Annotated in this window: 25 protein-coding genes, 1 tRNA gene and 1 pseudogene; 13 read left to right on the forward strand and 14 right to left on the reverse strand. The window is 68.9% G+C overall.

All coding sequences use genetic code 11. The features are described 5' to 3' along the window. Positions 1 to 12: 12 nt before the first annotated feature. Genes GA0115254_RS10460 through pdhA form a run of 3 tightly spaced genes read right to left on the reverse strand, consistent with a single transcriptional unit; the run spans position 13 to position 3,682 of the window. Positions 13 to 1,491: a dihydrolipoamide acetyltransferase family protein gene (locus GA0115254_RS10460; protein ID WP_093895000.1), complete on the reverse strand. Its 1,479-nt coding sequence runs from the start codon at positions 1,489 to 1,491 to the stop codon at positions 13 to 15. After that, the gene (locus GA0115254_RS10465) at positions 1,491 to 2,522 is read right to left on the reverse strand and encodes an alpha-ketoacid dehydrogenase subunit beta (RefSeq protein WP_093895001.1); all 1,032 of its coding nucleotides are present in this window, start codon (positions 2,520 to 2,522) and stop codon (positions 1,491 to 1,493) included. The genes GA0115254_RS10460 and GA0115254_RS10465 overlap by 1 nt, the downstream gene beginning before the upstream one ends. Continuing rightward, on the reverse strand, positions 2,519 to 3,682 hold the full coding sequence (gene pdhA / locus GA0115254_RS10470) for a pyruvate dehydrogenase (acetyl-transferring) E1 component subunit alpha (RefSeq protein WP_093895002.1): 1,164 nt from the start codon (positions 3,680 to 3,682) through the stop codon (positions 2,519 to 2,521). The genes GA0115254_RS10465 and pdhA overlap by 4 nt, the downstream gene beginning before the upstream one ends. Positions 3,683 to 3,947: 265 nt before the next feature. Here pdhA and GA0115254_RS10475 point away from each other — a divergent pair, with 265 nt between their 5' ends. Then, the gene (locus tag GA0115254_RS10475; RefSeq protein WP_093895003.1) at positions 3,948 to 4,454 is read left to right on the forward strand and encodes an Lrp/AsnC family transcriptional regulator; all 507 of its coding nucleotides are present in this window, start codon (positions 3,948 to 3,950) and stop codon (positions 4,452 to 4,454) included. 50 nt (positions 4,455 to 4,504) lie between these two features. Here GA0115254_RS10475 and GA0115254_RS10480 read toward each other — a convergent pair whose 3' ends face one another. Further along, the gene (locus tag GA0115254_RS10480; RefSeq protein ID WP_093895004.1) at positions 4,505 to 5,305 is read right to left on the reverse strand and encodes an alpha/beta hydrolase family protein; all 801 of its coding nucleotides are present in this window, start codon (positions 5,303 to 5,305) and stop codon (positions 4,505 to 4,507) included. Positions 5,306 to 5,346: 41 nt separating this feature from the next. Beyond that, complete coding sequence (locus tag GA0115254_RS10485; protein WP_093895005.1) at positions 5,347 to 5,940, reverse strand: TetR/AcrR family transcriptional regulator; 594 nt, start codon at positions 5,938 to 5,940, stop codon at positions 5,347 to 5,349. A gap of 123 nt (positions 5,941 to 6,063) precedes the next feature. Here GA0115254_RS10485 and paaN point away from each other — a divergent pair, with 123 nt between their 5' ends. After that, the gene (gene paaN, locus GA0115254_RS10490; RefSeq protein ID WP_093895006.1) at positions 6,064 to 7,764 is read left to right on the forward strand and encodes a phenylacetic acid degradation protein PaaN; all 1,701 of its coding nucleotides are present in this window, start codon (positions 6,064 to 6,066) and stop codon (positions 7,762 to 7,764) included. Positions 7,765 to 7,961: 197 nt separating this feature from the next. On the opposite strand, the gene GA0115254_RS10495 is transcribed toward paaN, so the two are convergent. From GA0115254_RS10495 to GA0115254_RS10505, 3 genes are all read right to left on the reverse strand, one after another. Beyond that, positions 7,962 to 8,603, reverse strand: a complete 642-nt coding sequence (locus tag GA0115254_RS10495) for a TrmH family RNA methyltransferase (RefSeq protein ID WP_093895007.1) — start codon at positions 8,601 to 8,603, stop codon at positions 7,962 to 7,964. Between the two features lie 125 nt (positions 8,604 to 8,728). Next, complete coding sequence (locus tag GA0115254_RS10500; protein ID WP_093895008.1) at positions 8,729 to 9,994, reverse strand: HTTM domain-containing protein; 1,266 nt, start codon at positions 9,992 to 9,994, stop codon at positions 8,729 to 8,731. After that, positions 9,991 to 10,746 (reverse strand): DUF5819 family protein, encoded by a 756-nt coding sequence (locus GA0115254_RS10505; protein ID WP_093895009.1) that lies wholly within the window; start codon positions 10,744 to 10,746, stop codon positions 9,991 to 9,993. Before GA0115254_RS10505 ends, GA0115254_RS10500 begins: the two co-directional genes overlap by 4 nt. Before the next feature lie 119 nt (positions 10,747 to 10,865). Between GA0115254_RS10505 and paaA the strand changes: the two genes are divergently transcribed. The 6 genes from paaA to GA0115254_RS10535 all read left to right on the forward strand — a co-directional run bounded on the left by paaA (position 10,866) and on the right by GA0115254_RS10535 (position 15,723). After that, the gene (paaA, locus tag GA0115254_RS10510; RefSeq protein WP_093895010.1) at positions 10,866 to 11,870 is read left to right on the forward strand and encodes a 1,2-phenylacetyl-CoA epoxidase subunit PaaA; all 1,005 of its coding nucleotides are present in this window, start codon (positions 10,866 to 10,868) and stop codon (positions 11,868 to 11,870) included. After that, complete coding sequence (gene paaB, locus GA0115254_RS10515; RefSeq protein ID WP_072487546.1) at positions 11,867 to 12,157, forward strand: 1,2-phenylacetyl-CoA epoxidase subunit PaaB; 291 nt, start codon at positions 11,867 to 11,869, stop codon at positions 12,155 to 12,157. The genes paaA and paaB overlap by 4 nt, the downstream gene beginning before the upstream one ends. After that, positions 12,154 to 12,855, forward strand: coding sequence for a 1,2-phenylacetyl-CoA epoxidase subunit PaaC (paaC, locus tag GA0115254_RS10520; protein ID WP_093895011.1), 702 nt, complete (start codon positions 12,154 to 12,156; stop codon positions 12,853 to 12,855). Before paaB ends, paaC begins: the two co-directional genes overlap by 4 nt. Then, positions 12,849 to 13,355 (forward strand): 1,2-phenylacetyl-CoA epoxidase subunit PaaD, encoded by a 507-nt coding sequence (paaD, locus tag GA0115254_RS10525; RefSeq protein WP_093895012.1) that lies wholly within the window; start codon positions 12,849 to 12,851, stop codon positions 13,353 to 13,355. The genes paaC and paaD overlap by 7 nt, the downstream gene beginning before the upstream one ends. Then, positions 13,356 to 14,414: a 2Fe-2S iron-sulfur cluster-binding protein gene (locus tag GA0115254_RS10530; protein ID WP_093895013.1), complete on the forward strand. Its 1,059-nt coding sequence runs from the start codon at positions 13,356 to 13,358 to the stop codon at positions 14,412 to 14,414. Between the two features lie 112 nt (positions 14,415 to 14,526). Then, positions 14,527 to 15,723 carry an acyl-CoA dehydrogenase family protein gene (locus GA0115254_RS10535; RefSeq protein WP_093895014.1) on the forward strand — a complete coding sequence of 399 codons (1,197 nt, stop codon included), beginning with the start codon at positions 14,527 to 14,529 and terminating at the stop codon, positions 15,721 to 15,723. A gap of 87 nt (positions 15,724 to 15,810) precedes the next feature. Here GA0115254_RS10535 and GA0115254_RS10540 read toward each other — a convergent pair whose 3' ends face one another. From GA0115254_RS10540 to GA0115254_RS10555, 4 genes are all read right to left on the reverse strand, one after another. Further along, on the reverse strand, positions 15,811 to 16,155 hold the full coding sequence (locus tag GA0115254_RS10540; RefSeq protein WP_093895015.1) for a rhodanese-like domain-containing protein: 345 nt from the start codon (positions 16,153 to 16,155) through the stop codon (positions 15,811 to 15,813). A gap of 46 nt (positions 16,156 to 16,201) precedes the next feature. Continuing rightward, positions 16,202 to 17,167 carry a J domain-containing protein gene (locus GA0115254_RS10545; RefSeq protein ID WP_093895016.1) on the reverse strand — a complete coding sequence of 322 codons (966 nt, stop codon included), beginning with the start codon at positions 17,165 to 17,167 and terminating at the stop codon, positions 16,202 to 16,204. 59 nt (positions 17,168 to 17,226) lie between these two features. Further along, complete coding sequence (locus GA0115254_RS10550; protein WP_093895017.1) at positions 17,227 to 18,675, reverse strand: DUF2252 domain-containing protein; 1,449 nt, start codon at positions 18,673 to 18,675, stop codon at positions 17,227 to 17,229. Between the two features lie 148 nt (positions 18,676 to 18,823). After that, a complete protein-coding gene (locus GA0115254_RS10555) occupies positions 18,824 to 19,969 on the reverse strand; it encodes an ABC-2 transporter permease (protein WP_093895018.1) in 1,146 nt (381 codons plus the stop codon). Positions 19,970 to 20,059: 90 nt separating this feature from the next. Between GA0115254_RS10555 and GA0115254_RS10560 the strand changes: the two genes are divergently transcribed. Further along, positions 20,060 to 20,530, forward strand: coding sequence for a MarR family winged helix-turn-helix transcriptional regulator (locus tag GA0115254_RS10560; RefSeq protein WP_093895019.1), 471 nt, complete (start codon positions 20,060 to 20,062; stop codon positions 20,528 to 20,530). Between the two features lie 91 nt (positions 20,531 to 20,621). On the opposite strand, the gene GA0115254_RS10565 is transcribed toward GA0115254_RS10560, so the two are convergent. Further along, positions 20,622 to 20,894 (reverse strand): winged helix-turn-helix transcriptional regulator, encoded by a 273-nt coding sequence (locus tag GA0115254_RS10565; protein WP_256102503.1) that lies wholly within the window; start codon positions 20,892 to 20,894, stop codon positions 20,622 to 20,624. Between GA0115254_RS10565 and GA0115254_RS10570 the strand changes: the two are divergent. After that, a pseudogene (locus tag GA0115254_RS10570) lies at positions 20,857 to 21,086 on the forward strand (FMN-dependent NADH-azoreductase); the annotation flags it as partial. The gene GA0115254_RS10565 and the pseudogene GA0115254_RS10570 sit on opposite strands and share 38 nt — an antisense overlap. A 239-nt stretch (positions 21,087 to 21,325) precedes the next feature. Here the strand turns inward: GA0115254_RS10570 and GA0115254_RS10575 are convergent. Next, positions 21,326 to 21,408 (reverse strand) — tRNA-Leu (locus GA0115254_RS10575). A 315-nt stretch (positions 21,409 to 21,723) separates the two neighbouring features. On the opposite strand from GA0115254_RS10575, the gene GA0115254_RS10580 reads away from it, so the two are divergent. From GA0115254_RS10580 to GA0115254_RS10590, 3 genes are all read left to right on the forward strand, one after another. Next, positions 21,724 to 22,608, forward strand: coding sequence for an FhaA domain-containing protein (locus tag GA0115254_RS10580; protein ID WP_093895020.1), 885 nt, complete (start codon positions 21,724 to 21,726; stop codon positions 22,606 to 22,608). Positions 22,609 to 22,618: 10 nt separating this feature from the next. After that, on the forward strand, positions 22,619 to 23,134 hold the full coding sequence (locus GA0115254_RS10585) for an FHA domain-containing protein FhaB/FipA (protein WP_093895021.1): 516 nt from the start codon (positions 22,619 to 22,621) through the stop codon (positions 23,132 to 23,134). 129 nt (positions 23,135 to 23,263) lie between these two features. Continuing rightward, the gene (locus GA0115254_RS10590; protein ID WP_093895022.1) at positions 23,264 to 24,760 is read left to right on the forward strand and encodes a Stp1/IreP family PP2C-type Ser/Thr phosphatase; all 1,497 of its coding nucleotides are present in this window, start codon (positions 23,264 to 23,266) and stop codon (positions 24,758 to 24,760) included. Positions 24,761 to 24,777 lie beyond the last annotated feature (17 nt).

Raw genomic sequence — 24,777 nt, forward strand, 5'->3', positions numbered from 1 at the left:
GCCCCTTGGCACCTACAACGTGCGCAGCAGCACCGCCGGTTGCTCCACACAGTCGGCCACGTAGCGCAGGAAGCCACCCGCCGTACCGCCGTCGCAGACCCGGTGGTCGAAGGTCAGCGAGAGCTGGACGACCTGGCGTACGGCCAGCTCTCCCTCGTGCACCCACGGCTTGGGCACGATCCGGCCGACGCCCAGCATCGCCGCCTCCGGGTGGTTGATGATCGGGGTCGAACCGTCGACTCCGAACACCCCATAGTTGTTCAGCGTGAATGTGCCGCCGGTCAGCTCCGCCGGGGTCAGCCGCCCGGTCCGGGCCGCCTCGGTCAGCCGGGCGATCTCGGCCCCGATCGACTCCGCGTTCCGGGCCTGCGCGTCCCGTACGACGGGGACAACCAGGCCCCGCTCGGTCTGGGCCGCGAACCCGAGGTGGACCTCCGGCAGCCGCACGATCTCCCGCGCCTCCAGGTCCACCGTGGAGTTGAGCTCGGGGAACCGGGCCAGCGCAGCGGTGCAGATACGCGCCAGCAGGGCGAGCACCGACACCTTGGGCCCGGCGGCCGGACCACCGGCACTGTTCATCGCGGATCTGGCCGCCATCAGCTCGGTGGCGTCGGCGTCGACCCAGCACGTGGCATCAGGGATCTCTTGTCGACTGCGCGCCAGCTTGTCGGCGACCGCGCCCCGTACGCCGCGCAACGGAATCCGCTCCACGGCCGGACTCGCAGCCGACCGCGCCACCAACGGCACCGACGGCTGTACCGCCGGGACCGACTCGGGCACCGAGACCGCGGCGACGGCCGAGGCCGGCGTGGGAGCGGCTGCCCCCTCCGTGAGTGCCCTGATGGCGGATTCGACATCGGCCCGCAGGATCAGCCCGTCGGGCCCGGAACCCGCCAGCTGCCGCAGATCGAGATCATGCTGCCGCGCCAGCTTGCGCACCAACGGGGAGACGACGGCCACCGGCCCCTGCACCGTGTCCGGAACAGCCGCAGAAACCGCAGCCGCAGCCGTCACATGTGCGGCAACAGACGCCGCCATAGCCTCGGGACGGACCCGTCGACGGCGCGCCACCGGTGCGCCCGTCCCGTACCCGACCAGCACATTGCCGGACGCCTCCGCCTCACCGGCCCCGGAACCCGCCCCGCCTGAACCGGCTCCCGGCCCCACAGCCGATACCACCGCCCCAGCCTCAGCTCCCGAGCCCGACCCGGAGTCCGCCGGCCCCACTGGCTCCAAGGCTCCCTCGGACCCGACCGCCACCGTCAACAGCGGTGCCCCGACCGGAAGTTCCGTGCCTTCCTCGCCGAACCGCGCGGTCACCACGCCCCCGTAGGGGCACGGCACCTCCACCATCGCCTTGGCCGTCTCGACCTCGACGACCGGCTGGTCGATGGCGACGACATCGCCGACCTCCACCAGCCAGCGCACGATCTCCGCCTCGGTGAGCCCCTCGCCGAGGTCCGGCAGCTTGAACTCGAATACCTGGGGCATCAGCTCTCCGCCTCCCACTGCAGGCGGGCGACCGCGTCGAGTACCCGGTCCACGCCCGGCAGATGGTGCCGCTCCTGCATCGGCGGCGGATACGGAATGTCGAACCCGGAGACCCGCAGCACCGGCGCCTCCAGATGGTGGAAACAGCGCTCGGTGACCCGGGCCGCGATCTCGCCGCCCGGGCCTCCGAAACCGGAGGACTCGTGGACGACGACGGCGCGCCCCGTACGCCGCACGGAAGCGGCGACGGTCTCGTCGTCGAACGGCACCAGTGAGCGCAGGTCGACGACTTCGAGATCCCAGCCTTCTTCGACGGCCGCTTCCGCAGCCTCCATACAGACCGGCAGTGACGGCCCGTACGTGATCAGCGTCGCGCTGCGCCCGGGCCGACGGACGACAGCCCGTCCGATCGGTTCCACGGCAACCGGCGCCTCGGGCGACCAGTCCGCCTTCGACCAGTAGAGCCGCTTCGGCTCCAGGAAGACCACAGGATCGTCGGAGGCGATCGAGGCCCTCAGCAGCCCGTACGCGTCCTCGACCGTGGCGGGCGTGACGACATGGAGGCCGGGCGTCGCCATGTAGTAAGCCTCCGAGGAGTCGCTGTGATGCTCGACCCCGCCGATCCCGCCGCCGTACGGCACCCGGACCGTGATCGGCAACGGCATGGCACCGGCCGTCCGGTTCCGCATCTTTGCGACATGGCTGATGAGCTGCTCGAACGCCGGATAGGCGAAGGCATCGAACTGCATCTCCACCACGGGCCTCAGCCCGTACATGGCCATGCCGACGGCCGTGCCGAGGATGCCCGCCTCGGCCAGCGGGGTGTCCGTGCAACGGTCCTCGCCGAACTCCTTCGCCAGACCGTCGGTGATCCGGAAGACCCCACCGAGCGTGCCGACGTCCTCGCCGAGGACATGCACCGTCGGGTCCTCGGCCATCGAGTCGCGCAGCGCTCGCCCGAGCGCCTGCGCCATGGTGGCGGGTTTGGCCTTCGCCGTCCGCTCTCCGGCCGGTGCCGCTGCGGTGGTCATCGCCTTTCCTCCAGGTCGTCGTGGCCGTGCCGGCCCTGCTCGGCCTCCAGCTCGACACGCAATCGGGCGGCCTGCTCCCGCAGCTGCGTGGTCTGTTCCGCGTAGACATGGGCGAAGAGATCCATCGGGTCGAGCACCGGATCGGCGTTCATCCGCTCGCGCAGAGCGGCAGCCATCCGCTCCGCGGCCGCGCGCGCCTCTTCGATCCCGTCGTCGCCGAGCAACCCCCGTCCGGTCAGCTCCCGCTCCAGGAGCTGGATGGGATCGTGCGCACGCCACACCTCCACTTCGCCGTCGCCGCGGTAGCGCGTGGCGTCGTCGGCGTTCGTATGGGCATCCATGCGGTACGTCACCGCCTCGACGAGCGTAGGACCGCCACCGCTCCGGGCCCGCGCGACCGCCTCACCGAGGACTTGGTGCACGGCGGCCGCGTCATTGCCGTCCACCAGCCGGCCCGGCATCCCGTACCCCACGGCCTTGTGCGCCAGGGACGGAGCAGCGGTCTGCTTGGCCAGCGGTACGGAGATCGCGAAGCCGTTGTTCTGTACGAGGAAGACCACCGGGGCCCGCCAGACCGCCGCGAAATTCAGCGCCTCGTGGAAATCACCCTCGCTGGTCCCGCCGTCACCGACCATGGCCAGCGCCACCACGTCGTCGCCCTTGAGGCGCGCCGCGTGTGCCAGGCCCACCGCGTGCGGCAGCTGGGTGGCGAGGGGGGTGCAGAGCGGGGCGATGCGGTGCTCGCGCGGGTCGTAACCGGTGTGCCGGTCGCCGCGCAGCAGCGTCAGTGCCTCGACCGGGTCCAGCCCACGCGCCACGGCCGCCAGCGTGTCGCGATAGCTGGGAAAGAGCCAGTCGCGCTCCTCCAGCACCAGCGCGGCCGCTATCTCGCAGGCCTCCTGCCCCGTGCTCGACGGGTAGACGGCGAGCCGGCCCTGCTTGGTGAGAGCGGTGGCCTGCGCGTTGTATCGCCTTCCGCGCACCAGCTCCGTGTAGAGCCGCAGCAGCAGTTCGGGGTCGGCATCGGCCACGGCATCCGTGCCGAGCACGCGGTACGGCTCGGGGTCCGGGAGCAGCGGCGCGGGATCGGTGAGCGGCTTCCAGGCCGGGGGCGGCGTGGGCCGGTAAGCAGCCGCGCCGGGCAGCTCTTGGACCGTCATGACAAGCACCTCCTGGCATCGAGGGGTTTTCGAGCGGCGTCTGGCGACATCGGGGGATCGTCCGATGTCGAGGAGTGTCGAAATACATCGAAATGTCGAGCACTGTCCAAGGCACTGATGTGGTGCGCCTCACCTACCGATTGTTCGGTCGCGAGCGCATTTTGGCTACAGGCACCTTCAGCCTGTGGACAAACGGTTCTCCACAGCCTGGGATAGGGGCAGGTCGTCCAGGACAGGGAGGCGGGGGCACATGTCAGCTGAACAAATGGCCGACGGGGGCGAGGACCCCGGCCAGGTTCCGCCCGCGCGTCCGCTCGACGCCATCGACCGCGACATCCTGCGACTGCTCCAGACGGACGGCCGTGCCTCGATACGGTCGGTGGCCGATCGCGTCCATGTGTCCCGGGCCAACGCATACGCCCGGATCAACCGGCTCATCGACGACGGCGTGATCCGCGGTTTCAGCGCGCGTGTGAACCATGAGCGGGCAGGGCAGGGCGCCTCCGCGTACATCACTCTCAAGATCGTCCAGAATTCCTGGCGCACCGTGCGCGAGCAGCTCCAGGCACTGCCGGGCGCCACGCACATCGCACTGGTCAGTGGCGACTTCGATGTCCTGTTGCTGGTGCACACCCCGGACAACCGGTCGCTGCGCGAGCTGGTCCTGACCAGGATCCAGGCCATCCCCGAAGTGCTCTCCACCCGCACACTTCTGGTGTTCGAGGAGACGGACCTGGCCCCGGGCCCGGCCAAACCCACCGAGCTGACCTGACGGGAACCGGTGAACGGGAACCAGTGATCCGCATCGGCACCGGAAGTTCTTCAGGAACCGTACTTCTTGAAGAATGCCTGGACCGTGGCCCAGTTCTTCACGCTGTCGAGCAGCGCCACCCCGTGCTCGCCCGCACCCCTGATGTGGATCAGCTTGTGCTCCGACGCCTTGGTGCTGGCCTTGTTCAGCGCCTTCGCATCCTCTCCGAAGGACTCGTCGTACTCGGCGGCCATGTAGAGCACCGGCGCGGTCAGCTTCGGAACGGCGTCCAGAGCGTTCATTGCGGAGTACACCGTCGGCGCGGAGAGCGCGATCACCGCGTCCGGCTGCGGCCGTATGGCAGGCGCAGCGGTGAGCACGGCGGTACCTCCCTTGGACGCCCCCATCAACAGCAGCTTCTTCGCGCCCTTACCGCGCAGGTACCCGGCCGCCCCGACGATCTCGGAGACCTCCTGGCCCGCCGAATTGACCGCCAGCACCCGATAGCCGGCCCGGTGCAGTTCGTCGGCCTTGTCCTTCCACTGGCAGGCGGTGCCGTCGGACTGGTGCGCGAGCACGATCCCCGCGCCGGTCCCGCCGCCGCTCGCACCGCCCGGCGCATAGGCGCCGGTCTCGGTCCCGTCCGCGGACTTGAAGGTGAGGGAAGCAGCCTTCGCCTCCTCCGATGTCAGACAGCCGAAATCGTCCGGCGCCGCGACCTCGGTCGCGCCCCGGCCGCCGCGTCCGTCCGCGCCGGCCCCTGCGTCACCATCGCCCCCACCGCATCCGGTCAGCGACACCGCCGCAAGCAGCACGACAGCGGACAGGATCCCGGGAACGCGCAGAACAGGAGCGCGCAAGACAGCGGTCATGCCGAAGGATGGTGGACTGGGCCTGTCCGGCCGTCAACGGCTCAGCGGCTGGACCGCATCCCCTCGAAGGCCACCCGAACGAGCGTGTCCGCCAGCCGCTCCCCGTCGACGCCGCCATCCGGTTGCGGCCGGTACCACTCCACCAGGGAGTTGACCATCCCGAAGAGCAACCGTGTCACCAGCCGTATGTCCACGTCGGAGCGGAGATCGCCGTCCGCGACCGCCGCCCTGAGCAGATCGGTCACCCGATGATCGAACTCGCGCCGCCGCTCCATGGCCCAGCGCTCGGTCTTCGTATTGCCCCGTACGCGCAGCAGCAGCGTGACGTAGGGCAGCTCGGCTATCAGCACATCGACGGTGCGACGGGTGACGTACTCGACCCGCCCGATCGCACGCCCCTGAGTCGCTCCCGGCTCGTCGAGGATTCCGAAGAGCCCGTCCAGCGCCCGGCTGACCGCGCGGCGGAGCAGTTCCTCCTTGCCCGCGACATGGTGATAGATGGATGACTTGGAGATGCCCGCCGCCTTGGAGAGATGCTCCATGGACGTGCCGTCGTAGCCGCGCTCGTTGAAGACACGGACGGCGACGGTGAGCAGAGTCTCCGGGGTGTACGTGTCCCGCTTGGCCGTGGTCATGTCCGCGATCCTCCCCTACGAGTTGTCCACAGGTTTGGCGGGCCCCCTTGTCCCGACCGATCGTTCGGTTACTCTAACTCTGTCCGCCCGTCCCTGCCCAGCTCGATGAGGAGTTGGTCCGTCATGGCCGCCGAGCTCTCCCCGCACCTGCTCTCCGAGAAGCACCGCCCGACGCTCGACCGGGCCCTCGACGCGATCCGTACGCGCGCCTACTGGTCCCCGCATCCCGAGCATCCGAAGGCATACGGGGAGGGCGGAGCCCCCGGCAGCCTGAGCGCCGCCGAGGGCAAGGCGGCCTTCGACGCCGTGCTGCACACCCGGCTCGACCTCGGCCAGCCGGGCACCGACGGCTGGACGGGCGAGGAGATCTCTCCGTACGGACCGGAGCTCGGCGTCGAATATCCGCACGCCGACCTGGACGTCCTGCTGCCGGCGATGCGTACGGGCATGGCCGCCTGGCGTGCGGCAGGCCCCGAGACCAGGGCCCTGGTCTGTCTGGAAATCCTGGCGCGGATCAGTGCCAGGACCCATGAGTTCGGCCATGCCGTGATGCACACCAGCGGCCAGGCCTTCATGATGGCGTTCCAGGCGGGTGGCCCGCACGCCCAGGACCGCGGCCTGGAGGCGGTGGCGTACGCGTACGAGGAGCAGATCCGCACCCCGCAGAGCGCCGACTGGTCCAAGCCGCAGGGCAAGCGCGACCCGCTTCAACTGCACAAGTCGTTCATCGCGGCACCCCGCGGCATCTCGCTCCTGATCGGCTGCAACACGTTCCCCACATGGAACGGCTATCCGGGCCTCTTCGCCTCCCTGGCCACCGGCAACCCCGTCCTGGTCAAGCCGCACCCGCGCGCCGTACTTCCGCTCGCGCTCACGGTGCAGCTGGCCCGCGAGGTGCTCGTCGAGGCGGGCTTCGATCCCAACCTGGTAGCTCTGGCGGCCGAGCGGCCGGGCGAAGGTATCGCGAAGACCCTCGCGGTCCGCCCCGAGATCAAGATCATCGACTACACCGGATCCACCGCCTTCGGCGACTGGCTGGAGACCAACGCCCGCCAGGCCCAGGTCTACACGGAAAAGGCCGGAGTCAACACGATCGTGCTCGACTCCACCGACAACTACCAGGGCATGCTCGCCAACCTGGCGTTCTCCCTCTCGCTGTACAGCGGTCAGATGTGCACCACCCCGCAGAACCTGCTGATCCCCCGGGACGGCATCACGACCGATGCCGGCGACAAGACGTACGACGAAGTCGTCGACGACATCGCCGCCGCGGTCAATGGACTGCTGGGCGACGACGCCCGGGCGAACGCACTGCTCGGCGCCCTGGTCAACCCCGATGTGAAGGCCCGCCTGGAGGCAGCCGCGGAGCTCGGCGAAGTCGTCCTGCCCTCTCGCGAGGTGGCCAACCCGGAATTCCCCGGCGCCGTGGTCCGCACCCCCGTCGTCGTCAAACTGGACGGCACCAAGCCCGACGACGAGGAGCACTATTTGTCGGAGTGCTTCGGACCGGTCTCCTTCGCAGTAGCGGTCGACTCGACAGCCGCCGCCGTGGAACTGCTCCGCCGCACGATCCGCGACAAGGGCGCGATGACGGTGGGCGCGTACACCACCTCACCGGAGGTGGAGCACGCGGTGGAGGACGTCTGCATGGAAGAGTCGGCCCAGCTCTCGCTGAACCTGACCGGCGGGGTGTACGTCAACCAGACCGCAGCGTTCTCCGACTTCCACGGTTCGGGCGGCAACCCGGCAGCGAACGCGGCCCTGTGTGACGGAGCCTTCGTAGCAAACCGCTTCCGCATGGTGGAAGTCCGCCGCCAGGCGTAATCCTCCACTCCTCCGCCCAATCATCTTCCGGGCTCCGCGAGCCTCTCCGACGTTGAGGAGCGGGGCCGGGAGGAGGCGGAGCCCCCGGTTACGGGAGGGGGCGGGTAGCGGAACAGACCCGTCCCCCAGGCACCACGCACGCCCACATCCGCCGCCCCACCCATCGCAGAACGCCGGCCCTCCTCCAGGGTCGGCCCCTACTCCCGCCCCGCCCCCGGAATCTCCGCATACCGCTGCACCCATGCATGCATGGCAATCGCAGCCGCGGCCCCCGCATTGAGCGACCGCGTCGACCCGAACTGCGCAATGGAGCACACCATCGCCGCGTGCTTTCGGGCCTCCTCGGTCAGCCCGGGCCCTTCCTGCCCGAAGAGCAGCACACACCGCCGCGGCAGCTCGGTCCGCTCCAGCGGCACCGCCCCCGGCAGATTGTCGATCCCGATGATCGGCAACCCCTCCGCCGCCGCCCACGCGGTCAGCGATTCCGCGTCCGGGTGGTGCCGCACATGCTGGTAACGGTCGGTGACCATCGCACCGCGCCGGTTCCAGCGCCGCCGCCCCACGATGTGGATCTCCTTGGCGAGGAAGGCGTTCGCGGTGCGCACCACGGAGCCGATATTGAAGTCATGGCCCCAGTTCTCGACCGCCACATGGAAGTCATGCCGCCGCAGATCCAGATCGGCGACGATCGCCTCCCGTGTCCAGTACCGGTAGGCGTCGCCCACGTTGCGCCGGTCGCCGTGGGCAAGCAGCTCGGGGTCGTACCGCTCGTCCACGGGCCAGGGCAGCGGATGCGGCCCGACGCCGATCCCCGTCCCGAATCCGTCGTCGTACTGCATGGGTTCCGTCGCCGCTACGGATCCGACGGACGGTTCGCGTCCGAGCCCTCCGGACTCTTCGGTCGACGAATCCCCGCCGGTACTGCCGGTACTACCGGTGTTGCTACTGCTGCCGCTCTCACTACTCACCCGACGAGCGTATGGCCCTCGTCGTCGCTGTGCTGCGGGGCCTCCACGTCATCGACGGCACGTCGCTGCCCCGGCACCTTGCCCTTGCGCGAGAACAGCAGCTCCCGCCCGAGAGTCACCCGGCCGCCGAGCCACACCAGGAAGACGGTCGGCAGGAAGACGGAGTCGGCAGCGATCATCGCCATCGAGAAGAACGGCAGCCCGAGCAGCAGGGCGATGCCGGCGTGCTCACACATCATGGCGACGAGCAGGATGTTCTTGACCCGCCTGTTGAACAGGGTGAAGGGGAAGGCAACCTGGACGATGACCGTGCCGTACGTCAGCAGCATCACCATGACACTGCTGGACGCGAGGATGTCCGACAGCCCGGGCCAGGGCGTGAAGGAGTCGAGCTTGAGCGGGTAGTACAGCGCCGTGCCGTCCTGCCACCGCGAACCCTGGATCTTGTACCACCCTGCCGTCGAGTAGATCAGACAGACCTCGGCCATGATCAGGACGAGAGTCGCGTTGTGGGCGAGATTGGCGACGACATCCAGCAGGGTGCGCGCTTCGCTGTGCGGCGCGTAGCGATTCACGGCCCACCAGACACCCTGGCCGCCCCAGAGGATCCAGAAGAGAACCGGCAACCACCAGGTGCCGCCGAGGCCATCTGTCACAGTGGCCACGGTCAGAACCAGGCCGAGTACCACCCAGAGGACCTGCCCGGCCACATCCCTCCGCACCGAACGCCGCGGACCATCGTCTTCCGCATCCGCATCCGCCACACGGACAGCACGCGCCGCGCGCGCCGCACGCCGTGCATCCAACGACCAGACCTGCCCGCAGCGCGTCAGCACGAGGTAGATCGCCATCAGATGGATGACGTTGTCACCGCCGTCGCCCATGAAAATGCTGCGGTTCTGCAGGGAGAGCACACCGATCATGAAGAGGACCGACATGGCGCGGGTGTGCCAGCCGACCATCAGCAGCGCGGCGGAGAGCAGAGCAATCGCGTACACGATCTCGAACCAGACCGTGCTGTCCGACCACATGAGCGCACTGAAGGCCTGATTGCCCGATATGAGCTGATGCGCCATGTCCCAGTTCCACGGCGCGTCGGGTCCGTACATCTCGTGGCGGTGCGGCAGTTCCCGCAGCAGGAACAGCAGATAGGTGGCGGAGAAACCGATCCGGATGACGGCGGTCTGGTACGGGCCCAGGGCCGAGGAAGTGATGCGCTGGATGCCGCGGGCGAGCTTGCGGTGGAAGGTGAACGTGCTCACTTGTCCACCCCTTTGGCGTTCTCGGGAAGGTCGGCAGGGGTTACGGTCCACCACGGCAGCACCCGGTAGGACGGCTTCGTGCTGATCTTCTCCTCGCTCCATCCGGGCGCCCCGACGGACCGCACCTCGGAACGGATCTGGATGCGCTCGACGGTGCCGCCGTAGTCGTGTTCGCTGAGGCGCCGCATCGCGATGCGGCGGATGTAACGCTCGGAGGCCTCGCCGCGCAGGCCGTTCGCCCGGTTCTCGTTGTCATGGGAACCGAGATAGAAGTCCCAGGCGCGACGGAGCTCGTTCTGATGGACATGGCTGGGGAGCAGGTTGCCGCGTATCGCCTGGCCGTCCTCACTGGAGAGACTCATCCAGGGGGTGGTGCGGCGGCCGTCGGCGCCGACTATCTCAGCTCGTACATGAATGGCCACGTTCTGCTGAAGCGGGTTCGGGGCGAAGAGCTTCCAGTTCTGCTCGAACTCGGGATAGATCCAGTCGTCGACCGCCTTGCCGTGCTGCTTGGTCAGGGTGTTGGAGGGTGCGACGTGCAGAAACACCATGGCCAGCTGAACGCAGGCGACCAGCCCGATGACCGACAGTGCGATCGCGGCAACGATCTGGTACGGAAGTGACAGGGCAGCCATGCCGACACGGGGACCTTGACCCGACCCCCGACCGGCGCCGGACGACGCGTCCTCGCGCTGCCCCGGCCCTGGCCCGGCGCTCCCGCTCCCGACACCCCTGTCCTCGTACGAATCCATCCCGCCCCGATCCCCGTCGATCCCCGGTCAGTTATCCACAGGGTTGACACCCTACGGGCCGTCGACTCACCATTGAAGACATTGAACCGAACGATCGGTCGGTCGGTAGGGAGTCCGGGATGACGGCAGTGACTGCGGACCAGACAGCGCAGGCAGGAGCAGGCAGGCCCGAAGGGGCGGACGAGGCCCTGGAGGCGACCTTCGATGCCGCGGTGGCGGCGGACGAGCGCATCGAGCCGCGCGACTGGATGCCGGATGCGTACCGCGCCTCACTGGTCAGGCAAATGGCCCAGCATGCCCACTCCGAAATCATCGGAATGCAGCCGGAGGCCAACTGGATCTCGCGAGCGCCCTCGCTGCGCCGCAAAGCGATCCTTATGGCCAAGGTGCAGGACGAGGCCGGACACGGGCTCTATCTGTACAGCGCCGCGGAGACTCTCGGCACCGGCCGCGAGGAACTGCTCGACAAACTCCACGCGGGCCGCCAGAGGTATTCATCGATCTTCAATTACCCGACGCTGACCTGGGCGGACGTCGGCGCGATCGGCTGGCTCGTGGACGGCGCCGCGATCACCAACCAGGTTCCGCTCTGTCGCTGCTCCTACGGCCCGTACGCACGGGCGATGGTCCGTATCTGCAAGGAGGAGTCCTTCCACCAGCGCCAGGGTTACGAGCTGCTGCTCACCCTCAGCCGCGGCACTCCGGCACAGCACGAGATGGCCCAGGACGCGGTGAACCGCTGGTGGTGGCCGTCCTTGATGATGTTCGGCCCGCCGGATGACGCATCGGCCCACTCGGCGCAGTCGATGACCTGGAAGATCAAGCGGCACTCCAACGACGAGCTGCGGCAGCGCTTCGTGGACATTTGTGTCCCACAGGCCGAGGCGCTGGGGCTCACCCTCCCGGACCCGGACCTCCGGTGGAACGAGGAGCGTGGACAGCACGACTTCGGGGCGATCGACTGGCAGGAGTTCCAGGAGGTCCTGAAGGGCAACGGCCCGTGCAACGAGCAGCGCCTCGCCCAGCGCCGCCGGGCGCACGAGGAGGGCTCCTGGGTCCGGGACGCGGCGGTTGCGTACGCCGAGAAGCACACAGCAGTACGGAACGGGGAGGCAACAGCATGAGCAGCTCGACCGAATGGCCGCTGTGGGAGGTGTTCGTGCGTTCGCGCCGCGGGCTGTCCCACACCCACGCGGGCAGCCTGCACGCCCCGGATGCGGAAATGGCCCTGCGTAACGCGCGCGATCTGTACACGCGCCGTTCCGAGGGCGTCTCCATCTGGGTGGTCCCGTCCGTACAGGTCACGGCCTCCTCGCCCGACGAGAAGGACTCCTTCTTCGAGCCGGCCGGTGACAAGCCGTACCGGCACCCGACGTTCTACGAGATCCCGGAAGGGGTGAAGCACCTGTGACCGCGGCCCTCGCCCTGGGCGACGACGCGCTGGTGCTCTCGCACCGGCTGGGGGAGTGGGCGGGCCATGCCCCCGTACTGGAAGAGGAAGTGGCCCTGGCCAACATCGCCCTGGACCTGTTGGGGCAGGCCCGGGTGCTGCTCTCCCTTGTCGGGGACGAGGACGAGCTGGCGTATCTGCGCGAGGAGCGCGCCTTCCGCAACGTCCAACTGGTCGAGCAGCCGAACGGCGACTTCGCCCACACCATCGCCCGCCAGCTCTACTTCTCCACTTACCAGCGACTGCTCTACGAGCAGCTGGCGGCCGGTGAGAGTCCGTTCGCCGGGCTCGCGGCGAAGGCGGTCAAGGAGGTCGCCTACCACCAGGACCACGCGGAGCACTGGACGCTGCGGCTCGGTGACGGCACGGCCGAGAGCCATGAGCGGATGCAGCGCGGGGTCGACGCCCTGTGGCGGTTCACCGGCGAGCTGTTCCAGCCCGTCGAGGGCGTGGAGATCGACTGGCAGTCGCTGAACAGCGGCTGGCTGGAGTCCGTCACCGCAGTGCTGCAGCAGGCCACGCTGATCGTACCGGCCGGCCCGCAGTCCGGAGCATGGACGGCGGGCGCGGGACGCCAGGGCATCCACACCGAACCCTTCGGCCGGATGATCGCCGAGATGCAGCACCTGCATCGCAGCCACCCGGGGGCGTCATGGTGACCGAAACGGTCTTGGAGGAGGAGCTGCACCGACTGGCAGGTTCCGTACCCGATCCCGAACTGCCCGTGCTGACCCTGGACGAGCTGGGGGTGCTCCGGGGCGTGGATGTGGTGGCCCCCGGCAAGGTCACGGTGCGCCTCACTCCGACCTACACCGGCTGCCCGGCGATCGAGGCCATGTCCGCCGACATCGAGCGGGTGCTGCACGACCACGGCATACCGGAAGTCTCCGTGGTCACCGTGCTCTCGCCTGCCTGGTCCACGGACGACATCAGCGCAGAAGGGCGGCGCAAGCTGGCCGAGTTCGGCATCGCGCCCCCGCGCCCGCACAATGCGACGGCCCCCGCAGGCGGCCCGGTTCCGCTCACGCTCTCGGTGCGCTGCCCGCACTGCGGGTCGACCGACACGGAGCTGCTGAGCCGGTTCTCCTCCACCGCGTGCAAGGCACTGCGCCGCTGTGTGACGTGTCGCGAACCGTTCGACCACTTCAAGGAGTTGTAGATGTTCCATCCGCTCCGGGTCCGCGCGATCGAACGGCTCACGGACGATTCGGTGGCCGTCACCTTCGCCGTGCCGCCCGAGCTGCGCGAGACCTTCCGCCACAAGCCCGGCCAGCACCTCAATGTGCGCTACAGCGTCGACGGCGAGGAGATCCGCCGCTCGTACTCGATCTGTTCCCCGGCCACCGAGGAACCGTCGGATCCAGCGCTACGGGTGGGCATTCGGCTCGTCGACGGCGGCGCGTTCTCCACGTACGCGCTCAAGGAACTCTCCGTCGGTGACCTGATCGAGTCGATGCCCCCGATGGGCCGCTTCGTGCTCACGCCCCGCGCCGGACATTTCGCGGCGATCGTGGGGGGCAGCGGGATCACCCCGGTGCTGTCGATCGCGGCGACACTGCTGGCACGGGAGCCCGACGCCAGTTTCTGTCTGATCCGCAGCGACCGGACGGCGGTCTCGACGATGTTCCTGGACGAGGTCGCCGACCTCAAGGACCGTTATCCGGACCGGTTCCAGCTGGTCACGGTGCTCTCCCGGGAGGAGCAGCAGGCAGGTCTCCCTTCCGGCCGACTGGACGGGGACCGGCTCACCGAGCTGCTGCCCGCACTGCTGCCCGTGCCGGAGGTGGACGGCTGGTATCTGTGCGGGCCGTTCGGACTGGTACAGGCTGCCGAACGCGCGCTGCACGGCCTGGGCGTCGACCGCACCCGTATCCACCAGGAGATCTTCCATGTGGACGACGGCCCGAACGCACCGGCCCGCACCCGGGCCGAAACGCCTGCTCACAGCAGCCTCACCGCGACCCTGGACGGTCGCTCCGGCACATGGCCGGTACAGGAGGGCGAATCGCTGCTGGAGACCGTGCTGCGCAGCCGCTCCGACGCGCCGTACGCCTGCAAGGGCGGTGTGTGCGGGACCTGCCGGGCGTTCCTGGTCTCGGGCGAGGTACGGATGGACCGCAACTTCGCGCTGGAGCCCGACGAGACGGGCGCCGGCTATGTACTGGCGTGCCAATCGCATCCCGTTACTCCGGAGGTGGAGCTCGACTTCGACCGCTGACCGCGCCCCCTCTCCGTCCCCTTTCTCCTGTTCCCTTCTCGTAGAACCTGTTCTATCTTGACGATCCGTCAGGTCAGGTTACGGGAGCAGCGGTTCGCGAGAGGCCAGGGCAGTGGACTTCACCTTCACCGAGGAACAGCAGGCAGCCACTGAGGCAGCGAGAGCGGTCTTCTCGGGCGCTGCGCCCGACGGGGTACCCAGCCCTGCTCTCGTGCCGGGAGCGGTGGCCGAGGACATCGACCGACCTTTGTGGGCCGGGCTCGCCGGAGGCGACCTGCTGAGTCTGACGCTGCTGCCGGAGCATGGCGGGGCCGGGCTCGATCTCGTCGCGCTCTGTCTGGTGTTGCGCGAGTCCGCCAGGGTACTTGCACGGGTGCCGCTGCTGGAGACGTGCGCGGTCGCGATGGCGCTCCAGCGCTACGGCGATGCAGGGCTGGCCGCCGAGCTGCTGCCCCGGGTCGGCCGGGGCGAGCTGATCCTCACTGTCGGGGCCAACGGCCGCACCGGCCACGATCCGGCCGAGCGCGCCGTCACCGCCCGGCGGGAAGCCCCCGCGAGCAACCGGCCTGGCGAGGGTCTTGGCGACGAACCTGGCAACGCCGACGGTGATGCTGCGGGCTGGGTGCTCGACGGGGTGCAGTCAGGGGTGCCGTGGGCGCAGGCCGCGGACTGGATCGCGGTTCCTGCCCACACAGGCGAGGGCCGGGCCGTTGTGGCCCTGATCCGGCCCACCCACGACGGCGTCGCTCTCGCCGAGCAGGTCTCCACCAGCGGTGAGCTGTTCGCCGAGGTCCGGCTGGATTCGGTGCGGATCGACAGCCGTGCGCTGATCGACGCTGTCGGGGCCTGGCAGTGGTTGCGCGCCCTGCTCATCACCGGGACATGCGCGCTCGCGCTGGGTCTGGGCGAGGCTGTGCTGACCATGACGAGTGAATACACCGGCAAGCGCGAGCAGTTCGGCTTTCCGGTCGCGACCTTCCAGGCCGTCGCCGTACAGGCCGCGGACCGTTACATCGACCTGCGGGCCATGGAAGTGACGCTCTGGCAGGCGGCCTGGCGGATCTCCACCGGGACTGGGGGTGCGCTGCCCTCTGAGGGCGACATTGCCGTGGCGAAGATCTGGGCGTCGGACGGTGTCCGCCGGGTCGTGCAGACGGCACAGCATCTGCACGGCGGCTTCGGCGCGGACACCGACTACCCGCTGCACCGCTTCCATGCCTGGGCGAAACAGATCGAGCTCTCCCTCGGCCCGGCGGCAGCGCACGAGGAGGCACTGGGCGACCTACTGGCCGCGCACCTCCTCGGCTGACACCGGCCAGGGCCTCGAACAACACGGGTCGAGCGTCCGCTCGGTACTCCAGCAGCCCAGCACTCCGGCAGCCGAGCGGCCCCGGTCTCAGAGTACGAAAGCCGGGTTGCCGTTGTCGGTGACCATCGGGCGTCCGGCACCGTCCCAGGCGAGGATCCCGCCATCGATGTTCACGGCGTCGATGCCCTGCTGCACCAGGTACTGGGTGACCTGGGCGGACCGGCCACCGACCCGGCACATCACATGCACGCGCCGACCGTCCTCGGCAGCTTCGGTCAGCTCACCGAAACGGCCCACGAAGTCACTCATCGGAATGTGCAGGGCGCCTGCGACATGCCCGGCTGCCCACTCGTCGTTCTCCCGGACATCCAGCACAAAGCCGTCCGACGGAACCGCCGCGACATCCACCGAGGGCAGCGGGGCGAAATTCATGGGTCATGCCTTCTCTCGTACGTACGCTCCAGAGTCACCGGGAACGCTACTGCACCAGCCCCGCCAGCTCCGCCTCACGCTGAGCGACCTCGCCCAGCAACTGATCGGCGATCTCGTCGAGCAGCCGGTCCGGATCGTCGGGTGCCATCCGCAGCATGGCCCCGATCGCACTCTCCTCGAGCTCCTGAGCGAGCACCGTCAGGAGTTCCTTGCGCTGAGTCAGCCAGTTCAGCCGGGCATAGAGCTCCTCGCTCTCGCTGAGCTCCGCCTCCGGCACCACCGGCCCCGCCGCCCACTCCTGCGCCAGCTGCATCAGCAGCGCCTCGTCCCCACGCCCATAAGCAGCGTTGACGCGGGTGATGAATTCCTCCCGGCGTGCCCGCTCCGTCTCGTCCTGCGCCAAGTCCGGGTGGGCCTTGCGCGCCAGCTCGCGATACAGCTTGCGTGCCTCCTCGGTCGGCCGGACCCGCTTGGGCGGCCGGACCGGCTGCTCGGTCAGCATCGCCGCCGCCTCGGGGGACAGCCCGTCGGAGTCGATCCAGTCGTGGAACAGCTCGTCGACGCCCGGCATCGGCATCACGATCGCCCGGGCCTCCTGGGCCTTTCGGAGGTCTTCTGGGTCACCGGTCCTGGCGGCCCGGGCCTCCGCGATCTGCGCATCGAGTTCATCGAGGCGGGTGTACATCGGCCCGAGCTTCTGGTGGTGCAATCGGGAGAAGTTCTCGACCTCGACCCGGAAGGTCTCCACCGCGATCTCGAACTCGATCAGCGCCTGCTCCGCCACTCGCACAGCCTTGGCGAGCCGAGCCTCGGGCCGAGCTCCCTCAGCAGTTCCATCGGCAGCCCTGCCAGTCCCGCCGCCAGTCCCAGCGGCAGCGTCGGCTTCCGAACCGGCACCAGCATCGGCACCGGCCGGCCCTCCGTCCTGCGCATCCTGCTCGTGCTGCTGGCCGTTTTCCTGCCGGTCATCGTCGTTCCGGGTGGTCGGCACCCCGGCGGCTTCGTGGGTCACCCGTCCAGCGTATGGCCACTGTCCACGCCCTAAGGACACGCGGTCGACTCAATGCCCCCTCACACGCCCAGCTCGGCGGCTATCCGCCCCGAACCGATGGCCCGCACCAGCTCCGCGTGGTCCGCTTCAGTACGGTCCGCGTACGTCACCGCGAACGCCGCCACCGCCTCGTCCAGCTCCTCGTTCTTGCCGCAGTAGCCCGCGATCAGCCGCGGGTCGGCGCTGTGCGCATGGGCCCGAGCCAACAGCGCCCCGGTCATCCGGCCGTAGTCGTCGACCTGGTCGGCTGCCAGTGCTGCCGGGTCCACGCTGCCCTTGCGGTTCCTGAACTGCCGCACCTGGAACGGGCGCCCGTCGACGGTGGCCCAACCCAAAAGAATGTCGCTGACGACCTGCATCCGCTTCTGTCCGAGCACCACCCGGCGCCCCTCGTGCTCCACCGCCGGCACATCGAACCCGACAGCCGGGAGGTACGGCGCCAGCACGGACGGCCGCGCCTCCTTCACCTGCAGCACCAAGGGCTCGCCACGATGATCGAGCAGGAGCACCACGTACGACCGAGTGCCGACGCTCCCCGTGCCGACCACCCGGAACGCCACGTCGTGGATCGCGTATCTGGCGAGGAGCGGGACACGGTCCTCCGAGATCGTGCCCAGATAGTCGCCGAGTCCCGCCGCCACTGCTGCGGCCTCCTCGTCCGGCACCCGCCGCAGCACCGGCGGCGCGTCTATGAAGCGGCGACCGTCCCCGGAATCCTCGGTGGACTTGGCAGCGAAGCGGGCGCTGGTGTTGTTACGGGCCTTCTCCGAGACCCGCTCCAGGGTGCCGAGCAGATCCCGCGCATCCGTGTGCGAGACCAACTCTTCGTCCGCGATGGCGTTCCAGGCATCGAGCGCGGGCAGTTTGGCCAGCAGTCGCATCGTCCGCCGGTATGCGCCCACCGTGTCGTAGGCGCCCTGGCGGCAGGTGTCCTCGTCCGCCCCGGCCTCGCGCCCGGCGAGCACGAGCGAGGTGGCGAGGCGCTTGAGGTCCCATTCCCAGGGGCCGAACACGGTTTCGTCGAAATCGTTCAGATCGATGACCAGGCTGCCCCGCGCATCGCCGTACAACCCGAAATTGGCCGCATGCGCATCGCCGCAGAGCTGTGCGCCCACCCCGCTGACCGGCGTGCCCACCAGGTCATGGGCCATCAGCCCGGCCGAGCCACGCAGGAACGCGAACGGTGTGGCTGCCATTCGCCCCACCCGGATCGGGGCGAGACCGGGCACCCGGCCCCTGCTCGACTCCTCGACCGCCTGCACGGCATCGGGCCGCCCGGCCGGAAGGTCAAGGGCGCAGTGAGAGGCCCTGGGCACCCTCTCCCGCAGCGTCTTGCCCGCCCCCCTGGGCGGCTGCGGCGCACTCTTGCCCGCCACAGTCGCCCGACGCGCGAATCCGGGCACGACCGGAATGCGCGGATCATCTGTCACAGCCCGCTGAACCGGCACTGTCGCTTCGATTTCGCCCATGGCGCGCAGCCTCCCCCGCCCTCGCCCTGCGCTCCTGGCCCCATGCCTTGTCGCAGATCAATTGCGACGAAGGTACAGCCGTCCACCGAAAGCCGTCTGCCCCTGTGGAAAACTCACCTCACAGCCTGTGGACAACGCTCTGTCCTGGTCAGACGCCGACGGCCGCCTCTTCCAGTTCTTGCTCCAGTTCTTCCTCGTCGTCCGCCTCGGTCCGGGTCTCGGCCTTGACGTGCCGCCCCCGTCCCTGTGCTCCCCCGGCCTCGGCGGACCCGATGGCGGCGCCGGCCTGAGCCGTCTCCACGGCGGCCCTCCGCCGCTTCGCCTCGGCCAGCCCCGCCGCACCCATCACTGCAAGGCCCACCACGAACCAGAGCGCGAGCACCAGCACATGCCGGCCGAGCGCGTGCCCGCCGAAGTACACGTGGCTGCGTACACCCTCGACGAAGCCCGCACCGTTCCAGAAGGAGTGCAGCGCACCGAAGAAGCCGGGCTGCAGCTCGGGCCGGAAGATGCCGCCGGAGCTGGTGAAGTTGAGCATCACGAAAAGCACCATCACGCCGAGTGTCGTCCACCGCTTGAGGAAGGTGTGCAGTCCGACGCCGATCAGCAGAATGCCCAGCGAGTAGAGCCAGGCCATCGCCCAGAGACCGCCGAGCCCGTGATCCACGAGGCCGAACAGCGGACCGGCGAAGACCACTCCGATCAGGCTCACTGCCAGGGACGCGGCAACCGTCAGAGCGGCCCTGATCCGCAGTGCCAGCACCGCGCCCGCGCCACCGATCACCGCGACCGATGCGTACGAGCCGATACTCACCGCGACCAGCAGGAAGAAGATGCCCTGCCCGGTCGGATCGCCGTCAGCGGTCGGTGCCGTGTCCGTCACCTTCAGCGGGTCCCCCGCCGCAGCCGCAACCTTGGTGAAGACCTTCTCGACCACCGTGGCGCTGGTGTCGGAGGACGCGCTGGCCACCAGCAACTCGGGGTGCTTCCCCGGCAGGTAGGCACCGTAACTCGCCTGCGTCCGGAGGTGGTTCACAGCCGTCGCGCGATCGGGGACCGTGCGCACGCTCAGTGCCCCGTCACCCTTGTCCTGGAGCGTCTGCGCGAGCACCTGCGCTCTCGGCCCCGACCCGACGACGTCCACCCGCAGGTCGTGCGGCTCAGGGGCGTGGAACGCCCCGAGGTAGGCGAGGCCCATGCCGATGCACATCAGCAGCGGCGTGACGAGATGGCTCAGCACATGACGCAGAGCGGCGGCGGTCGAGCCTGCGGCGGCGCTCGGGCCTGACGACATTCGGAACACTCCAATAGTTGGCTTTTACAACTCCTAACTCGTTGTACTATACAACTGAAATCTCGAGGAAGGCGAAAGGTAGGCGAAGCAGTGCCAGGCACCCCCGGAGAACGCCAAGAGTCACTGGATGTCATCCAGCGCGAACTGACCGCCTTCGCGCGCCGCGCGCGCTCCGCGGCGGCCCGCCTCCATCCAGAACTGCCCCTGGTCTCGTACACACTGCTGGCACACATCGACGACCGGCACGGCTGCCGCGCAACCGATCTGGCCGCGCACTACATGCTGGACAAATCGACAGTAAGCCGACAGATCGGCACCCTGGAGAAGCTGGGACTGGTCGAGCGACACCCGGACCCGGACGACCACCGCATCCAGGTGCTGCACCCCACCGAGGCCGGAACCCAGGCGCTCGCATCGACACAGGCCAGCCGCCGCTCCGCCTACCAGGAGCGCCTCGCGGACTGGACGACGGACGACCTCGCCGGCTTCGCGGAGTACCTGCTGCGCTACAACGCGGCGGGCGACAGGAGCACGACTTCCCCGCAGACAACGAAGGCCTGACCCGGCAGAACACCCTCCGGCCCACTACAACCGGCGCGACAGCCGGGACGCATCCTCAGACCTCCGCCAGCCACGCGGTATCCGGCACGCGTCAGCAGGGGCCGTCGGAGGTCGGGTACGTCTTCGACCAATGAGCCAGCCCCTTGAGCGCGGGCTCCATCGCGGCGCCGGCCCGGGTCAAGCGGTACGAGACCCGCAGGGGTGGACCCTCATCGACCTCGCGGACAACCAGCCCGGCCGAACCCAGCTCGGAAAGCCGGTCCGAGAGCATGCGCTCACTGATGCCCGGAATCGCCCGCCGCAGATCTGCGAAGTGCACCGGCTGCGGTAGCTCGTACGCCGCCGGCACCCCGCGCGAGGATATGCCGAGTTCGTCCAGAACCACCTGGAGAAGCTGCTGACGAGCATGTTCGGCGCCGAGGTCGACTTCATCGTCCCGGAACTGACGCTGGCCCGGTCCCAGCCCTCGATGGCCGAGCTCATTCCGCTCGCCGACGCCTCCCGCGCCCAGGCGTTCACTGCGGCTGCCGAGAAGGCCAAGGCCCTCGCAGCCTGAGCCGCACGGCGCAGAGCCGATCAGGGCCCGCGGGAGCGGGGACCCGAACGGCAGCCCGCGGAGACCAAGACTCCGCGGGCTGCCGCAACTCCCCTCAACGCCCCACAAGCCCCATTGAGCCCACGAACCCCGAAAGCCCCACACCACCCCAAGGCGCCAGGAATCTGGCGTTTCACGTGAAACAAAACCCGGGAACGAAGAAGCCCCACAGACCGTTGGCCTGTGGGGCTTCTCTCTTGTGCGCGAGGGGGGATTTGAACCCCCACGTCCCTAAGGACACTGGCACCTGAAGCCAGCGCGTCTGCCGTTCCGCCACTCGCGCAAGAGTGGTGTTTTCAGACTCTCTCACCGTTTGGTGCGAGCGCCTGGCGACATCCGGAAGATTAGCACGCTGGACAGGGTGGATTCACATCCGTTGTTTCACCGAACGCCTGGCGGGAACCGGGAACGCCGTGCGGCCGCCCCCACTCCTCCTCAGTGCACCCCGGGTGCGGGACACTGTCAGGAGGCCGCCTCTACGATCCGTGTGAGAGGTGACACTCATCCACAGGGCAGACAAGGGGAACCAGCCGATTTCCCCACGCGTGGATACGATCAGTAAGCAGTACAGGGACGACTACAACGGAGGAGGTGCCCCATGGGAGTCATGAAGCGTTTCGAGCAGCGTCTCGAAGGTCTGGTCAATGGCACCTTCGCCAAGGTCTTCAAGTCCGAGGTCCAGCCGGTCGAGATCGCGGGAGCCCTCCAGCGCGAGTGCGACAACAACGCAACGATCTGGAACCGTGAGCGGACCGTCGTCCCCAACGACTTCATCGTCGAGCTCAGCACCCCGGACTACGAGCGACTCAGCCCGTACTCCGGCCAGCTGGGCGACGAACTCTCCGGCCTGGTCCGCGACTACGCCAAGCAGCAGCGGTACACCTTCATGGGCCCCATCAAGGTCCATCTGGAGAAGGCCGACGACCTCGACACCGGGCTCTACCGGGTGCGCAGCCGCACCCTGGCGTCGAGTTCGTCACAGCAGCAGGACCCCCAGGGCCGGCAAGGACTGCAGAGCCAACAGCACGGCCAGCCCCCCTACCCGGGCCCGGGGCGGCCTGCACAGCCCACCGGAGGCTACGGCTACCCGCCCAGCTCCGCCCCGCCCATGCCCGCCGCCCCGCCGCCGGGCGCGGGCAGGCCCGGGGCGCCCAGTACCGACCGGCACCCGCCGGCCGGCCCCAGCCCCCTGCCGAGCGCGCAGGTGCGTCGCTGGATCGAGATCAACGGCACCCGCCATCAGATCTCCCGCCCGACGCTGGTGCTGGGACGCAGCACCGACGCCGACGTGCGGATCGACGACCCCGGCGTATCGCGCCGGCACTGTGAGATCCGGACCGGAACGCCCTCGACGATCCAGGATCTCGGGTCTACCAACGGCATCGTGGTAGACGGGCAGCACACAACCCGCGCTACGCTCCGCGACGGCTCGCGGATCGTCGTGGGCAGCACCACCATCGTTTACCGGCAAGCCGAAGGGTGAAGCGGGGGCAATGTCAGAGCTGACCCTGACGGTCATGCGGCTAGGTTTCCTGGCTGTTCTGTGGCTGTTCGTGATCGTGGCCGTCCAGGTCATCCGCAGCGACCTGTTCGGAACGCGCGTCACGCAGCGCGGCTCACGCCGCACTGCGACCGACGCACGGCCGCCACAGGCACGCCAGAATGCCGCGGCACCGCCGCAGCAACGTCAACAGCCCGGCCGCCAGCGCCGGGGGGCACCCACAAAGCTGGTCGTCTCCGAGGGCACGCTCACCGGCACCACGGTGGCGCTCCAGGGGCAGACCATCACGCTGGGCCGTGCCCACGACTCAACGATCGTCCTGGACGACGACTACGCGTCCAGCAGGCATGCCAGGATCTACCCCGACCGTGACGGCCAGTGGATCGTCGAGGATCTCGGGTCCACCAACGGCACATATCTCGACCGGACCCGACTCACCACCCCGACACCTGTTCCGCTGGGCGCGCCGATCCGGATCGGCAAGACCGTCATCGAGCTGCGGAAGTAGTACGACAATGAGCGAGCGGAGCGAGCGAGCCGCGGCGGTCCGGGCAACGGACCCGGCCCGGCTCCCGACCGGAGGGTGGGCAGTGTGGCTCGAGACCGGCTGTACCCCGAGCCGACGGGAGAGGTGCGCATGAGTCTTTCCCTGCGCTTCGCCGCCGGATCGCACAAGGGCATGATCCGGGAGGGCAACGAGGACTCCGGCTACGCCGGTCCGCGCCTTCTCGCCATCGCCGACGGCATGGGCGGCCAGGCAGCCGGCGAGGTCGCCAGCTCCGAGGTGATCTCCACGCTCGTCCAGCTCGACGACGACGTCCCGGGCTCGGACATCCTCACCTCGCTCGGTACGGCGGTCCAACGGGCCAACGACCAACTGCGCATGATGGTCGAGGAGGACCCCCAGCTGGAGGGCATGGGCACCACGCTCACCGCCCTGCTCTGGACCGGCCAGCGCCTCGGCCTCGTCCACGTCGGCGACTCCCGCGCGTACCTGCTGCGCGACGGCGTGCTCACCCAGATCACCCAGGACCACACCTGGGTGCAGCGGCTGGTCGACGAGGGCCGGATCACCGAGGAAGAGGCCACCACCCACCCGCAGCGCGCCCTTCTGATGCGTGCCCTGGGCAGTGGCGACCATGTCGAACCCGATCTCTCCATTCGTGAGGTCCGGGTCGGCGACCGCTATCTGATCTGCTCCGACGGGCTCTCCGGCGTCGTCTCCCACCAGACGATGGAAGAGACCCTCGCCAGTTACCAGGGCCCTCAGGAGACCATCCAGGAGCTGATCCAGCTCGCCCTGCGTGGCGGTGGCCCGGACAACATCACCTGCATCGTCGCCGACGTCCTCGACGTCGACAGCAATGACACCCTGGCCGGCCAGCTCAACGACACCCCGGTCATCGTCGGCGCGGTCGCCGAGAACCAGGCTGCCCAGCTGAACGACGGCAGCGCCATGCAGACCCCCGCCGGACGAGCGGCCGGCCTCGGCCGCCCCGTCCCGCCGCCCGCAGGCGGCTTCGGTCCGCCCGGAAGCGGTGACGGCGTCGGCTACAGCGGCGGAATGCCGGACGACTCCTTCGACGCGTACACCGACGACGACTTCATCAAGCCCGGCGGCGGCCGTAAGTGGCTCAAGAGGTCCTTCTACGTCGTGCTCGCGCTCGCTGTCGTCGGCGGCGGTCTCTACGGTGGCTACCGCTGGACCCAGAACCAGTTCTATGTCGGCGCGAAGAACGAACATGTCGCGCTGTTCCGTGGCATCAGCCAGGACCTGGCCTGGGTCTCGCTCTCGAAGGTCGAGAAGGACCACCCCGAGATCGAACTCAAGTACCTTCCGCCCTACCAGCGCAAGCAGGTCGAGGCGACCATCGCCGAAGGCAACCTCACCGCCGCACGCGAGAAGGTCGGCGAACTCGCTGTCCAGGCATCCGCATGCAAGAAGGACGCCCAGCGACGCGCGGCCGAGAAAGCCCGCTCCGACGAGGGCCAAGCCGGTGGTACGGGCTCGGGCGTCACCAAGACGTCGGCCACTTCCGGTGCCACCAAGACCAAGCCGACCGCAACTCCCACTCCTGGTCCCAGCCTCTCGGAGGAAGAGAAAAAGCTGGTCCCGCAGTGCGGTAAGCAGTAAAGCCGTAGGGGGCCTTC

The organism is Streptomyces sp. Ncost-T10-10d, from assembly GCF_900091955.1.
Taxonomy (GTDB): Bacteria; Actinomycetota; Actinomycetes; order Streptomycetales; family Streptomycetaceae; genus Streptomyces.

Excerpts from the sequence above, each read along its gene's own strand:
- GA0115254_RS10495 (WP_093895007.1), bottom strand. The coding sequence starts at position 8,603 with ATGCAGTACGACGACGGATTCGGGACGGGGATCGGCGTCGGGCCGCAT.
- GA0115254_RS10550 (WP_093895017.1), bottom strand. The coding sequence starts at position 18,675 with ATGGGCGAAATCGAAGCGACAGTGCCGGTTCAGCGGGCTGTGACAGAT.
- paaA (WP_093895010.1), top strand. The coding sequence starts at position 10,866 with ATGACGGCAGTGACTGCGGACCAGACAGCGCAGGCAGGAGCAGGCAGG.
- paaN (WP_093895006.1), top strand. The coding sequence starts at position 6,064 with ATGGCCGCCGAGCTCTCCCCGCACCTGCTCTCCGAGAAGCACCGCCCG.
- GA0115254_RS10555 (WP_093895018.1), bottom strand. The coding sequence starts at position 19,969 with ATGTCGTCAGGCCCGAGCGCCGCCGCAGGCTCGACCGCCGCCGCTCTG.
- pdhA (WP_093895002.1), bottom strand. The coding sequence starts at position 3,682 with ATGACGGTCCAAGAGCTGCCCGGCGCGGCTGCTTACCGGCCCACGCCG.
- GA0115254_RS10530 (WP_093895013.1), top strand. The coding sequence starts at position 13,356 with ATGTTCCATCCGCTCCGGGTCCGCGCGATCGAACGGCTCACGGACGAT.
- GA0115254_RS10590 (WP_093895022.1), top strand. The coding sequence starts at position 23,264 with ATGAGTCTTTCCCTGCGCTTCGCCGCCGGATCGCACAAGGGCATGATC.
- GA0115254_RS10475 (WP_093895003.1), top strand. The coding sequence starts at position 3,948 with ATGGCCGACGGGGGCGAGGACCCCGGCCAGGTTCCGCCCGCGCGTCCG.
- GA0115254_RS10465 (WP_093895001.1), bottom strand. The coding sequence starts at position 2,522 with ATGACCACCGCAGCGGCACCGGCCGGAGAGCGGACGGCGAAGGCCAAA.
- GA0115254_RS10460 (WP_093895000.1), bottom strand. The coding sequence starts at position 1,491 with ATGCCCCAGGTATTCGAGTTCAAGCTGCCGGACCTCGGCGAGGGGCTC.
- GA0115254_RS10585 (WP_093895021.1), top strand. The coding sequence starts at position 22,619 with ATGTCAGAGCTGACCCTGACGGTCATGCGGCTAGGTTTCCTGGCTGTT.
- GA0115254_RS10540 (WP_093895015.1), bottom strand. The coding sequence starts at position 16,155 with ATGAATTTCGCCCCGCTGCCCTCGGTGGATGTCGCGGCGGTTCCGTCG.
- paaB (WP_072487546.1), top strand. The coding sequence starts at position 11,867 with ATGAGCAGCTCGACCGAATGGCCGCTGTGGGAGGTGTTCGTGCGTTCG.
- GA0115254_RS10485 (WP_093895005.1), bottom strand. The coding sequence starts at position 5,940 with ATGACCACGGCCAAGCGGGACACGTACACCCCGGAGACTCTGCTCACC.
- paaD (WP_093895012.1), top strand. The coding sequence starts at position 12,849 with ATGGTGACCGAAACGGTCTTGGAGGAGGAGCTGCACCGACTGGCAGGT.
- GA0115254_RS10580 (WP_093895020.1), top strand. The coding sequence starts at position 21,724 with ATGGGAGTCATGAAGCGTTTCGAGCAGCGTCTCGAAGGTCTGGTCAAT.
- GA0115254_RS10480 (WP_093895004.1), bottom strand. The coding sequence starts at position 5,305 with ATGACCGCTGTCTTGCGCGCTCCTGTTCTGCGCGTTCCCGGGATCCTG.
- GA0115254_RS10505 (WP_093895009.1), bottom strand. The coding sequence starts at position 10,746 with ATGGATTCGTACGAGGACAGGGGTGTCGGGAGCGGGAGCGCCGGGCCA.